Source organism: Acidovorax sp. K2F (assembly GCF_025246485.1).
GTDB classification, from domain to species: Bacteria; Pseudomonadota; Gammaproteobacteria; order Burkholderiales; family Burkholderiaceae_C; genus Acidovorax; species Acidovorax delafieldii.
In genome coordinates this window covers 1-13,430 of sequence record NZ_JAOBSQ010000052.1, presented here as the reverse complement: position 1 = coordinate 13,430, position 13,430 = coordinate 1, and the positions used below count along the sequence as shown (strand labels likewise).

The window sequence follows — 13,430 nt, the reverse complement described above, 5'->3', positions numbered from 1 at the left end:
CGTCTTCGTCTTCGTGCGTAGTGCGTTGGCGCCTCGTTGTGCCGGGCACGCTTCTGTGGCCTGCGGCAGGACATGAAAGTGGCTGCTGCAGACATGACCCCCGAACAGCTGCGAGCCGAACTGGCCCGCAGTCAGCAGCAGGTGGCCGATATGGCGGCTGCGCAAGAGGAGTTCTTGCGCGCCGTCTCGCACGACCTGCGCGCGCCGCTGCGGCACGTGACGTCTTACGGCACGCTGGTGCGCGAGGTGTTGGGCGACCTGCCGCCCGAGGTGGTGCAGGGTGCTGAGGTGCAAGAGGCCCTGGGCTTCCTCGCCACCATGGACCACTCGGCTCGGCGCATGGGGCTCATGATCGACGGCCTGCAAGCCCTGGTGCGTGCCAGCCGTGCGCCGCTGCGCCTGCAGCCCGTGCCGCTGGCCGATGCCGTTGCCCAGGCGCGCGCCACACTGGCCCCGGCCGAGGCCGGGCGCGCGGTGGAATGGCGTGTGGGTGCCGATTTGCCCACGCTGTGGGCCGACCCGACGCTGCTGCAGGATCTTCTGGTGCAACTGCTGGGCAACGCCCTCAAGTTCACGCGCTCCGTGGCGCACCCGTGTATCACGGTGTCGGCGGACGCGGCACCCGCAGGCCAGGGCGCCTTCTCCGTGCAGGACAACGGCGTGGGCTTTGACCCGGCGCGCGCGGGCAGCTTGTTTGGCGTGTTCCAGCGCCTGCACCGCGAGACGGAGTTCGAGGGCGTGGGCACAGGGCTTGCGATGTGCCGTTCCATTGCGCAGCGCCACGGTGCGCAGATCAGTGCGACGGCGGTGCTGGGTGGCGGTTGCACGGTGCGGGTGCAGTGGCCGGTGAATCCTGCAGTCGCCACCGACGAGTCCTGAACCTGCACGCAGTGCTGGTGGCTACACCGCCGGCACCAGCGCCGGTTCCATGCACCCCGCCACCTGATTGCGTCCGCCGTTCTTGGCGACGTACAGCGCCGCATCCGCCGCGTCGATCCACGCACGCAGGCTGCTGTGGCGGTGGTCGGCCGGGGCCACGCCGATGCTGCTGGTGATGCGCAATTCGGGCAGGCTGCGCAGGCGCACGCCTTCGGTCTGCTCGCGGATGCGCTGGGCAATGGCCAGGGCGTCCCGGGCCTGCATGCCGGGCAGCACGATGGCGAACTCGTCCCCGCCGTAGCGCCCCGCGCAGTCGCCTGCGCGCACGTTGCCCCGCACCACATGGGCCAGCGCGCGGATCACCTCGTCGCCCACGGTGTGGCCGTAGGCGTCGTTGATCTCCTTGAAATGGTCGATGTCCAGCATCAGCATGCAGGCGGGCTCGTCGGTGGTGTGGTGGCGGCGCAGTGCGGCCTCTGCCTGCTCTTGCCAGTGGCCGCGCCCGAACAGGCCGGTCAGCGCGTCCACGCGGCGCAGTTCGTCCAGCATCTGGTTCTGGCGCGCAGACTGCCGGATGAGCTGGTAGCTGACCACGCTGACCGACAGCGTGTGCAGCGACATCACCGGCAAGCAGGCCACCATCACGCGCATGGAGGTCTCGGGCGCCCAGTGCAGGCCCATGACCACTGTGCTGGCGGCGCCGGCCGCCAGCATGACCCACAGGGCGCGCGCCCAAAGCCCCCGGATGCCGGTCGTGATCTTGTCCACCATGGTCAAGGTGAGCAACATCACGCTGGGCAGCAGGTTGAAGTGCATCAGCGGCACCAGCGCAGCAACCAGCGCCGAGTCGATGAGCAGGTTGCGCACCTCGGCGGCGTACGGGTCGGCCGCGCGGCGGGTGAGCAGGTAGGCCACATGCGGCCACCCCAGCGTTGCCAGTAAGAGCGCGGTCCAGGCCATGGGGGGTGCCTGGCGCTCCCACAGCACCGTTGCCACCACCATGCCGCCCAGCCCCATGCCCAGGATGCGCAAGGGGTAGATGCGGCGGGGCATCTGGCGGCGGGGCGTCGGCATGGGGTATGCGGGGGAAAAGGCGGCGCTGCCACGCGGGCATCCACCGGCCAGGTAGGTAGAAAGTGCGGCGGAGCTTACAACGCACCGCCAGGCGAGACCAGCAAGAAATGACCGCGGGCCACGTCCCATCCGTCGCCTGGATGACGTTGGTGGGTGGTGGGGCCTTGTTGCCGGGTCTGTCTGGGTGGTTTGTGGGGCTCGCTGGTGAGAGGGCGTTGGTGATGATTTGGGGTGATTTGCTAATAAATTAATAGCAACCAAGGCATATCACACTAGCGCTACTGGCACTTTTGTTTCAAATTTGGCTCGCCGGGTCGCAAAGAACGCCTTCACATTGCGCACATTGGCGTCGCCCGTGAACAGCCGCTGCGACAGTGCCAGGTAGCCCGGCATGTCCCGCGTGTGCACCACCAGCACAAAGTCGGGCCCCGGCGACACGCGCCAGCACTGCTGCACCGCAGCCTCCTGCACGGCTCGGGCTTCGAACGCGTCGAGTTGCTCGGCACCCTGGCGGTCCAGCGACACCTCCACGATGCACCCCAGCCCATGGCCCTGCAGCGCTGCCAGCCGGTCGGGCTGCAGGATGGCCACCTGCCGCTCGATCAGCCCCACATCATGCAGGCGCTTGACCCGGCGCAGGCAGGTGGGCGGGGACACGTGCACCTGTTCGGCCAGGGCCTGGTTGCTTTGTGCGGCATCGGTTTGCAGCAGGTTGAGCAGCTGGAGATCGATCGCATCGAGAGATATGGATTCCATTAATTGATAAAAAATGAATGCAAATTTCACCGGTATGAATTGGTGAAATTTAAGTTCATTTTTATGCAAATATCAATGAATAATTTTTCTCTTTGCTGCCTACGATCGCCCCATCGAATCCAACCCAAGGGCAACCACCATGTGCGGCATCGTCGGCGCAGTCTCCACGCGCAACATCGTTCCCATCCTCGTGCAGGGCCTGCAGCGGCTTGAATACCGGGGCTATGACTCCTGCGGCGTGGCCGTGCATGCGTCCAGCCTCGACGCCACGCTCCCTGCCGGCCTGCAGCGCGCCCGCAGCACCGCCCGCGTGGCCGAGCTGCTGGAGCAGGTGAGCACCGAGCACATCGACGGCGCCACCGGCATCGCCCACACCCGCTGGGCCACGCACGGCGCGCCCGCCGTGCACAACGCCCATCCGCATTTCAGCCACGGCACGGGCGCAGACGCGCAGGTCCAAGGCGCAGGTCGCGTGGCGCTGGTGCACAACGGCATCATTGAAAACCACGAAGAACTGCGCAAGGCACTGCAGGCACGCGGCTATGTGTTTGCGAGCCAGACCGACACGGAGGTCATCGCCCATCTGGTGGACAGCCATTACAGCGGCGACCTGTTCGAAGCCGTGCAGGTCACCGTGGCCGAACTGCACGGCGCCTACGCCATCGCCGTCATGCACAAGGACGAACCCCACCGCGTGGTGGGGGCACGCGCCGGGTCTCCATTGATCCTGGGGGTGGGCAAAGACGCCACCGCTGGCGCATCTGCGTCGCGCGAGCACTTTCTGGCCAGCGACGCCATGGCCCTGGCAGGCGTCACCGACCAGATCATCTATCTGGAAGAGGGCGACCTGGTGGACCTGCAGCTGGGCCGCTACTGGATCGTAGGCAAGGACGGCAACGCGCTGACCACCGAGCAGCGCCCAGTGCGCACCGTGCTCGCCCACAGTGGCGCGGCCGAGCTGGGGCCTTATCGCCACTACATGCAAAAGGAAATCTTCGAGCAGCCGCGCGCCATCGCCGACACGCTGGAAGGCCTGGCCGGCATCGTGCCCGAGCTGTTCGACGGCGCAGGCCAGCATGGCCAGCCCGGCGCGGCCGCCTGGCGTGTGTTCAAGGAGATCGACAACGTGTTGATCCTGGCCTGCGGTACGAGCTACTACAGCGGCTGCACCGCCAAATACTGGCTGGAAGACATTGCTGGCATCCCCACGCAAGTGGAAGTGGCCAGTGAATACCGCTACCGCACCAGCGTGCCCAACCCGCGCACCCTCGTTGTCACCATCAGCCAAAGCGGCGAAACCGCCGACACGCTGGCCGCCCTGCGCCACGCGCAGTCGTTGGGCATGCAGCACACGCTCACCATCTGCAACGTCGCCACCAGCGCCATGGTGCGCGAATGCAAGTTGGCCTACATCACGCGCGCCGGGGTCGAGATTGGCGTGGCCAGCACCAAGGCCTTCACCACCCAGCTGGCAGGCCTGTTCTTGCTGACGCTGGCGCTGGCCCAATCCAAGGGGCGTTTGAATGACGAGCAGGAAGCTGCGCACCTCAAAGCCATGCGCCACCTGCCTGTGGCCTTGCAGGCCGTGCTGGCGCTGGAGCCACAAATCATCAGCTGGGCCGAAGACTTTGCGCGCATGGAAAACGCGCTCTTTTTGGGCCGGGGGCTGCATTACCCCATCGCCCTCGAAGGTGCCCTGAAGCTCAAGGAAATCAGCTACATCCACGCCGAGGCCTACCCGGCCGGCGAACTCAAGCACGGCCCCCTGGCCCTGGTGACCAGCGCCATGCCCGTGGTCACCGTAGCACCCAACGACACCCTGCTCGAAAAGCTCAAGAGCAACATGCAGGAAGTCCGTGCGCGCGCAGGTGTGCTGTACGTGCTGGCTGACGCCGACACCCGCATCGAGAGCAGCGAGGGTATCCACGTCATCCGCATGCCCGAGCACTACGGCCCCTTGAGCCCGCTGCTGCATGTGGTGCCGCTGCAGCTGCTGGCGTACCACACGGCCTGCGCGCGGGGGACGGACGTGGACAAGCCCAGAAATTTGGCCAAAAGCGTCACGGTGGAGTGACTTGTCGAACGGACCGCTTTTTTTGATCGAAAAAATATTACCTGCTTTGATTGACTAAAATTATGGAAACTTATCCTATAAAATCCGTAAAATGACAATTAATTTGGAATTGAGGATATTTTTGACAATGATCTTTGCCCCAACAGATAGAGAGTTGGCAATTCGGGTAGTTGAAGTCGTAAACAAACCTCAAGGGAAGGTCTGCACGAATCACTTGGAAGTGAGCTACGCCCGTCCGTGAGATAAAGCCTGCCCCGGCAAGGCGCCCAAACGCTGTCCAAGCGCCTCCTGGGGGAAGCAATTCCCTGATTTCGTGGGCATTACGCCCCTCGCGCATGCACCTGCCCCATGGCCAGCAATTTGTACCTGACCATCCACAGATTGGACAGGGCAAACAACGTCACGATCTGCGCCGTGCTTTTCTTCAAACCACGGTAGCGCACCTTCACATAACCAAACTGCTGCTTGAGCACTCGGAACGGGTGTTCCACTTTGGCTCGGATGTGATCGTAAAAATGAACTCTGTAACCTGTATATAAAACCTGTAAGGGTGCCGTGCACCTGTACCGATGTGTTCCAAGCGCCTCAGTTGAGGCGCTTTTTATTGTCAGCTCACGAAGCTATGGGGAGTTGAATCGCCCCGGGGCGATTCACACCTCCGCAGCCTCCATATCTACAGTGGTTGCGATGCGCATGGGTCACGCAGATCTGAGCTCATATTTTGCCTATGTTTCGCGTGCGATGTCTTGTCGCGCCGCGCAAGAAAGGACCAAGCGATAGAAGGGGTACGGATAAAAACTTGGATTGGTCTATGTCGTAAAACCAAGGCTCAGCCGATATTCAATGGCGCTAAAAGAGCCAAGGAAGCGCTTGATCCGCTTCTGCTTGTACCAGCGGATGTACGAGTCGATCAACTAAATGAATTGCTCAATGGCCGTGCCCTTCTGGTCTCGAGGACAGAACAGTTCGTTCTGCAGCGTACCGAAGAAGCCCCAACCAGGCCGCGTTATCGGGAGAACAGGTCTTGCGGGACATGGCGCGGGTGAGTGTTGATTTCCACGCTAAAGTGACCCTCTCGTGGGTTAGGTTTGCGTTGAAATCAACACAGCGCTAGTTGCTGCTTCGCTACAGTGCCAACTCGCCTGTAGTTGGAAGCGGAATTGTTTTTGCGGGTGGACTAGCTATTGCCAATTCGTAGCAATTACAGATGACAAACTAGTTTGGTAATTTGATGGCAAAGTCGTTTGCCCAGTGGCTGGTGGGGAGAAGCTGGCCATTGCCTGTACTAAGTTCTGAACTCTATCGTCTGTCAATGTCAGACCATTACTTATTCTAAACCGCTCCACATGGTAGCCGTTACCCAAATACCAATTATTAATCACCAATTTGTCATTGCGCCCTATTAGAGAAACTTCGAGATTATTCCCAACTTGCTGTAGCCAAATCTGATCTGCCGCGATCCCTATGCCGAAAAATGCTGTATCAATATTTCCGGCGGTATTGTCGTAATCGCTGATGGTGTCATTGCCGTCCCCCAGATTAAACAAATAGGTATCGTCGCCTGCATCACCGGAAAGGTAATCGTTGCCCAGTCCGCCTGACAATGTATCGTTACCTGCATTACCCCAGATGTTGTCGTTGCCTTCTCCGCCGTCAAGCACGTCGTTCAGTTCGGCCCCATTGATTTGATCACCCCCCCCAAGTCCATTGATGCGGTTCGACACACCGCTGATTCCATAGAGGTAGTCACCGTTAGCAGTACCTTGGGTGGTCAGCCTGCTGGTCAGGGCAGCGAAATCCCAGACTGTCCCGTCGGTAAAGACAATATTTTCAACTCTTCCAGCGTTGGAGTTGCCGTAAAAATAGTCTCGGATCGTGATGGAGTCGGTGCCACCAAAGCTCAATACTAGATCGGAAAAACTGTTGCCTGTCCGCGTAATCTGAACGTTAGACGTGGTAATGCCTGATCCAAGATTCAGCGTATCAATGCCTTGATTGGAATATTCCGCGATGATGTCGTTACCATCCCCTAGATTAAACAAATAGGTATCGTCGCCTGCATCACCGGAAAGGTAATCGTTGCCCAGTCCGCCTGACAACGTATCGTTACCTGCATTACCCCAGATGTTGTCGTTGCCTTCTCCGCCGTCAAGCACGTCGTTCAGTTCGGCCCCATTGATTTGATCACCCCCCCCAAGTCCATTGATGCGGTTCGACACACCGCTGATTCCATAGAGGTAGTCACCGTTAGCAGTACCTTGGGTGGTCAGCCTGCTGGTCAGGGCAGCGAAATCCCAGACTGTCCCGTCGGTAAAGACAATATTTTCAACTCTTCCAGCGTTGGAGTTGCCGTAAAAATAGTCTCGGATCGTGATGGAGTCGGTGCCACCAAAGCTCAATACTAGATCGGAAAAACTGTTGCCTGTCCGCGTAATCTGAACGTTAGACGTGGTAATGCCTGATCCAAGATTCAGCGTATCAATGCCTTGATTGGAATATTCCGCGATGATGTCGTTACCATCCCCTAGATTAAACAAATAGGTATCGTCGCCTGCATCACCGGAAAGGTAATCGTTGCCCAGTCCGCCTGACAACGTATCGTTACCTGCATTACCCCAGATGTTGTCGTTGCCTTCTCCGCCGTCCAACATGTCGTTCAGTTCGGCCCCATTGATTTGATCGTTTCCTCCAAGTGCGTTGATTCTATTCGACACTCCTGATATACCGTAAATAGATTCCGAGTTTTCGTTGCCTAGCTTCTGACCAAGCCAAAAGAGCGTTCTATCCACCTCATCCCCGTGAAATGAACCAGTGGCGGATATTGCCTTTAGCAACTCTTCCGATCCTAAAGCCAGAATATTATCTCCGAAGCGTTTTAGCTCAAAGATAGCACTGTTAGCGCCGGCTGCATACTGCTGTCGGACGAAGACTTCCAACGCATCAGCGTCAATTTCATAACTTTGCTGGCTATCATTCCACTCTAAGTTGATGGTTTCGTAGAATAATTTGTCCCTTCCTTGCAGATCCATCTGTGCGGCAAAGTTTGAGGACAATTGAGTAAATATATTCTGCAATATCGGCACAGCCCCTCCGCCGGGGTTGTTATTCGCTCCGCCATTCTGTTGGAAATTTTGCACAAATACAGCCTCAAGAAAGGCTAATATTCTTGCGTCGCCTATTGCATTACCTCGAGAGGCTGGATCAAGATCGAAAACTCCTGCCCAGCGAAACATAACTTCACGGAGTAGAGTTGAGCGCTGGTTCGCGCTTGAAGCCGTTCCAAACGCGGACACTGCAGCTTTCAAAGCTCCACTTGAATCCCTTGCCATTGCTTGGCGAAGACTGCCGAGATTTCCTAAACCTGGCAAGTCTGGGAGAGCTGTTATATCTGGAGATAGCGTGAGGGGAGTTCTTTGATCTAAGGTATCCCAATTGCTCGTTGTAAACCACACGTCAGTCATTGCGCGAGAGCCACCACTAGCTGTAACATAACCGCCGACTTGTTGGTGAAGGTTGCCGCTGGCGTCTGGCGCTACACCACTGCCCTGATTAACATAACTCAGTCCAATTTCGCCTACTCCGGCTTGCGCCAAGGTCAGTAGTTCGCTTGTATCCGTCACTCCATCGCTGTTGGTATCTTTCCATACTTGGAGTGAACTCCACGCGGCATCATTACTATCAATTTTCCCGTCACTATTGCTATCTAGTTCTGCCAACGCCAAAAATCCGTTTGCAGCATGATTTCCGTTGCTAAGTCGAGTATTATTTCCGAAAAGTTCTGCGCCGCTAGTAATTTCTCCGTCCCCATCCAGATCGCGGACTAGTAAACCGTCATCTTTGTCAACCCAGCCGGTTCTTTCTCCGAACCCATCACCAGCGTGATCAAAATGTACTATCGCTCCCACTCCCAAGGTCTCGACCCCATCACCGTCTAAGTCCAAGATTAAAGGCGACGACACATTCGTAGCAGTAATCCAATCGAATGTCAGCGAGGACATTAAATCTCTGAGTGTCAAGTTTTGCTGACTCGCGGCGAATTGGCCGATCGCTGCTGTGAGCCCCAGCACAGAAAGTAAAGGTCCTGATGTGACAACTCCGGCCGTAACAAATGCGACACCTGCCGTAATAACTGCAGCACCGGAGACTATTTGAATTATGTCTCCAACTCCAATGTCTTCGACAGACGCTCCATTTGCCAGTGTTGCCGATATTCTGATCAATGTCAGACCTCCCAGAACCCCTTGAAATTGCGCATTGACAGGCAACGAAACAAACGGGCCGGAAACGGCGGCAATTATATTACCCCCTGCCAACCCAGGAGTTGCAATACTGCCAGTTGTTTGCCCGTTGAGGGCATCAACAACTGCAGGCCCATTGTCGGCAATAGTAGGAACGATCGCAATAATATCAATGACGGATGCCATAATTATTTCCTAATAAACAGAAGGGCTGAAAATAGTAGATTGCAGAACGAAACTGCGAGAGGTATTGAGCCTTTTCTTTTATCCTTGATGACTTTGATTAAATTTGAGAAATATGAACGCTCATTCCTCATTTCTGACCAAAATGGAATATTGAAGCCAATAAATACAATTGCCGAAAGGGAAAAATACCCCAGTTTTATGAGTAGTCTTAGGTTTTCATCCATGATTATTTGTGGCATGTTGTGTGTTTATAAATTTTGAAAGATTAAATTCTGTTGGCAATATTCAAAAATAATTTTTCCTCGGGCTGAAATTTGAATTTCTAATTAATATCGGGACGGCTTGTTTGGTGGGTTGTCCATCATTGATACGCCTAATTGAATTCCTGGAATAATCAGAAACCAAACGGTAACGGATCGTGAATTTCTGCCGGTGCCAATGTAGCTTGGTCAAGGCTGCCACTCCATTTGTTCATATTTGGCGCCATGGGAAATATTGCCATGGCGTTTATCAACTGTTGAAGTGAGTGTTCCGTGCTGTTGAATAATTTGTAGGTTGTTTGGTTCAAGTCAACCCACTGGCTGTTTATCCATGGCCATTGACTATTTGGGAGGGTGGGTAGGGTTGATGAATAATATTCAGCAGCTTGCAGTTGCAAATCGAGCGTCCAGCTACTATTTGTGAGTAATGGTTTGTTGATTCCCATGAAAGTCTGAATCATTAACTCGTCATTAAACGGATATGGGGCCAAGATTCCGTTGTATGTCTGGGTCGCTTCATCAAATAGCATATTTCTCACAAGTTTCTCCTTATTGATTGGTCCAATTTGACTATCAGCATTTGCAGTCATCGCTCCCTCAAGCTCTCACCCCCCGCCCGTTGAATCGGACTGAGCAGGTATTCAATAACTCGGCGCTGCCCGGTCTTGATCTCCGCAGTGATATTCATCCCCGGCCCTAGCTTGATGGGCTTGCCGTCCACATCGATGGTGGACTGGTTCAGTTTCAGGGTCGCCGGGAAGATCGCTCCGCGTTTCTCGTCATTCACTGCGTCCTGCGTGACCTTGTCCACGCTGGCTTTTACCGTGCCGTACCTTGTGAACGGGAAGGTTTCCAGCTTGATCGCCACCTCCTGCCCTGGCGCCACAAAGCCGATGTCCTTGTTCTCCAAAGTGACTTCGGCGCTCACGCTGGCCGCATCGGGCACGATGACCATGAGAGCCTGGGCTTCGGTGACCACGCCGCCTTCGGTGTGCATGGCCAGTTGCTGCACGGTGCCTGCTACCGGGGCCGTGAGGGTGGCGAGTTGTTCGCGCTGGGTAGCCTTGTTGAGTTCTTGCCCAGTCTGGTGGCGCTTCAAGTCCGCCTGGGCTTGGCGTTCGCTTAAGGCTCTTCGTGTTTCTGCCAGGTAGGCACTGCGGGTTTGTTCGGCTTCGCGCAGTGCGGCCCGGGCTTCTTGCAACCGGGCTTGCTGGGTGGCCAGGTCGCGTTCGAGCTCGATCCGTTCGCGGGCGCGGTCCTGGTTGGCGTGGCCGGACATGAAGCCCTGGGTGGTGAGCGCCTGGAAGTCTTGCTCGCGCTGGCGGGCAATGGGCAGGGTAGCTTCGAGCTTGCCGATCATGGCCTGCACGGTGGCCATCTCGGCTTGGCGGCGCTGGTGCTCGGCCGAGAGCTTGGCCAGGCGAGCAGTGATGTCGCTCCACTCGGCGGCCAATTGGGCATGGGCGTCGGCTTTGTCGGCGGCGGTCCAGTCGGTGGGAGTACCCTGGATGGCCGTTTTGCCAAGCGGAGGTGTTCCAGACGAATGGGATGTGTGCTCTGCTTTCAAGAGGAGCTGCTGCAACGCCTTGGAGCGCAGCCATTCCGATTGGGCGGCTTTGCGGGACTCACTCAGGCTGGCTTTGTCGGCCCGGGCGGCGGTGGGGTCCAGTTCCACCAGGGCTTGGCCAGCTTCCACATGGTCCCCGTCTTTGACGAGGATGCGCTGGACCACGCTGCGCTCCAGGGGCTGGATGACTTTGGTACGGTCGCTCACGATGATGCGGCCAGGGGCAACGGCCACGATGTCGATCTTGCCCAGAATGGCCCAGGCCAGGGCGATGAGGAACAGGGCCATGAGCATGTGGGCGATGCGCCGGGGTGCGGGGTGCACGGGGGTCTCTTGCAGGCTCAGCGCTGCGGGCAGGAAGGCTTGCTCGTCGGCCAATCGTGCGGGGCCCGCGAGTTCGTGACGGTGCTGCCAGACAGCTTTAAAGATGGCGCAGTAGCGGGCCAGGAGTTCGACGGCGGGATGGCGAGGGGCTGCTGCGTCGGCAAGGGTATTTGCTGTTGAACTGCTCATGCCGCCACCTCTTGCGTGGGGTGGCTGCCGCCCCCGGGCGTGGGTGGTGCCGTGGCCCTGCCACTTCCATCCTGCATGCGCCACAGATGGGCGTACAGGCCTTGCTGTTTCTGGATCAGGGCGTCGTGCGGGCCGGCCTCCACGATGCGCCCCTTGTCCATGACGATGATCCGGTGGGCATGGCGCACGGCGGATAGACGGTGGGCAATGATGAGCACGGTGCGGCCCTGGCAGATGTGCTGCATGTTGCGCTGGATGATGGCCTCCGACTCGTAGTCCAGCGCGCTGGTGGCTTCGTCCAGGATGAGGATACGCGGGTTGGTGAACAGGGCGCGGGCGATGGCGATGCGCTGGCGCTGGCCGCCCGAGAGGCTGCCGCCTTGTTCGCCCACCAGGGTGTCGTAGCCCTCGGGCAGTTCGCTGATGAAGTCGTGTGCGCCGGCCAGTTGAGCGGCGTGGACCACGGCTTCGATGGGGGCGGCGGGGTCGGCAATGGCAATGTTCTCGCGCACGCTGCGGTTGAACAGCAGGTTCTCCTGCAGCACCACGCCAACCTGGCGGCGCAGTTGGGCGGCGTCGATCAGGCTGATGTCGATGCCGTCCACCAGGATGCGGCCTTGTTCGGGCGTGTACAGGCGCTGGACCAGTTTTGTGAGGGTGCTTTTACCGGAGCCGGAGCGGCCGACGATGCCGATGACTTCGCCAGGGCGCACGTCCAGGCTCACGCCGCCGAGCACGGGAGCAGCTTCGGGGCGGTAGCGGAAGTGAATGCCGTCCAGGGTGATGCGGCCTTTGATGGGCGGCAGCTGGGCGGCGCTGCTGGGGGGGACTTCAGTGCGGGTGTTCAGGATGTCGCCCAGGCGGGCCATGGAGATGCCGGTCTGCTGGAAGTCGGTCCACAGCTGGGCCATGCGCATGATGGGCTGGGCCACGCGCTGGGCGAACATGTTGAAGGCCACAAACTGGCCCACGGTGAGTTCGCCTCCCATGACCAGGTGGGCGCCGTACCAGAGCGTGGCGGCGTTGACGAGTTTGCCAATGAGGTTGACGCCTTCATGGGCCCAGCTGGCCAGGTTCTGGGTCTTGAAGCTGGCGCTGACGTAAGCGGCCAGTTGGTTGTCCCAGCGGCGAGCGAAGCTGGGCTCCAGCGCGCTGGCCTTGACGGTCTGGATGCCGGTGACGGTCTCCACCAGCATGGACTGGTTTTCTGCTCCTCGGGCAAACTTGACGTCGAGCCGCTTCCGCAAAATGGGCACTACGGCCAGGCTCAAGCCAAAGTACAGGGGCAGGCTGACCAGCACAATGAGGGTCAGCGGCACGCTGTAGAACAGCATGACGGCGATGAAGATCACCGAGAACAGCACATCGAGCACGACGGTCAAGGCGTTGCCGGTGAGAAAGCTGCGGATGTTCTCCAGCTCGCGCACGCGGGCCACCGAGTCGCCCACGCGGCGGGCCTGGAAGTAGGCCAACGGGAGTTGCACCAGGTGGCGGAACAGCCGCGCACCAAGCTCCACGTCGATGCGACTGGTGGTGTGGCTGAAAACGTAGGTGCGCAAGGCGTTGAGCAGGCTCTCGAACACCACCACCACCACCAAGCCGATGACGAGCACATCGAGCGTGGTGACGCCCCGGTGCACGAGCACTTTGTCCATCACAACCTGGAAGAACAAGGGGCTGACCAGCGCGAAGAGCTGTAGCATGAAGGAGATCAGAAGCACCTCTCCCAGCAGCTTGCGGTGTTTGATGAGGCTGGGTATGAACCAGGAGAAGTCAAACTTGGCCAGCTCGCCCGCCAGGCTGGCGCGGCTGGTGATCAGGATGAGTTCGCCGGTCCATTGGGTAGCGAAAGCCTCCAGGGATTCGATGATGGGGCGGGAGCT

9 protein-coding genes and 1 pseudogene are annotated in these 13,430 nt (G+C 58.5%); 2 read left to right on the top strand and 8 right to left on the bottom strand.

Annotated elements, in window-relative coordinates; translation table 11 throughout:
• Positions 1-93: 93 nt before the first annotated feature.
• Positions 94-879 carry a sensor histidine kinase gene (locus tag N4G42_RS20600; RefSeq protein ID WP_260668525.1) on the top strand — a complete coding sequence of 262 codons (786 nt, stop codon included), beginning with the start codon at positions 94-96 and terminating at the stop codon, positions 877-879.
• A 21-nt stretch (positions 880-900) separates the two neighbouring features.
• Here the strand turns inward: N4G42_RS20600 and N4G42_RS20595 are convergent, their stop codons facing one another.
• Both N4G42_RS20595 and N4G42_RS20590 read right to left on the bottom strand, forming a co-directional pair.
• Entirely contained in the window at positions 901-1,953 is a 1,053-nt protein-coding gene (locus tag N4G42_RS20595) for a sensor domain-containing diguanylate cyclase (RefSeq protein WP_260668524.1), read from the bottom strand.
• A gap of 267 nt (positions 1,954-2,220) precedes the next feature.
• On the bottom strand, positions 2,221-2,709 hold the full coding sequence (locus N4G42_RS20590) for an Lrp/AsnC family transcriptional regulator (protein ID WP_108498955.1): 489 nt from the start codon (positions 2,707-2,709) through the stop codon (positions 2,221-2,223).
• Between the two features lie 139 nt (positions 2,710-2,848).
• On the opposite strand from N4G42_RS20590, the gene glmS reads away from it, so the two are divergent.
• Positions 2,849-4,783, top strand: a complete 1,935-nt coding sequence (gene glmS, locus N4G42_RS20585) for a glutamine--fructose-6-phosphate transaminase (isomerizing) (protein ID WP_260668522.1) — start codon at positions 2,849-2,851, stop codon at positions 4,781-4,783.
• 320 nt (positions 4,784-5,103) lie between these two features.
• Here glmS and N4G42_RS20580 read toward each other — a convergent pair whose 3' ends face one another.
• The 6 genes and pseudogenes from N4G42_RS20580 to N4G42_RS20555 form a co-directional block, all read right to left on the bottom strand.
• On the bottom strand, positions 5,104-5,388 hold the full coding sequence (locus N4G42_RS20580) for a transposase (protein WP_260668589.1): 285 nt from the start codon (positions 5,386-5,388) through the stop codon (positions 5,104-5,106).
• Between the two features lie 204 nt (positions 5,389-5,592).
• A pseudogene (locus N4G42_RS20575) lies at positions 5,593-5,830 on the bottom strand (IS3 family transposase); the annotation flags it as partial.
• A 134-nt stretch (positions 5,831-5,964) separates the two neighbouring features.
• Positions 5,965-9,207 (bottom strand): calcium-binding protein, encoded by a 3,243-nt coding sequence (locus tag N4G42_RS20570; protein WP_260668521.1) that lies wholly within the window; start codon positions 9,205-9,207, stop codon positions 5,965-5,967.
• A gap of 394 nt (positions 9,208-9,601) precedes the next feature.
• Entirely contained in the window at positions 9,602-10,057 is a 456-nt protein-coding gene (locus tag N4G42_RS20565; protein ID WP_260668520.1) for a hypothetical protein, read from the bottom strand.
• A complete protein-coding gene (locus tag N4G42_RS20560) occupies positions 10,054-11,547 on the bottom strand; it encodes an HlyD family type I secretion periplasmic adaptor subunit (protein ID WP_260668519.1) in 1,494 nt (497 codons plus the stop codon). Before N4G42_RS20560 ends, N4G42_RS20565 begins: the two co-directional genes overlap by 4 nt.
• The coding region (locus tag N4G42_RS20555; protein WP_260668518.1) for a type I secretion system permease/ATPase at positions 11,544-13,430 on the bottom strand (1,887 nt) is incomplete at its 5' end. The genes N4G42_RS20555 and N4G42_RS20560, both read right to left, overlap by 4 nt.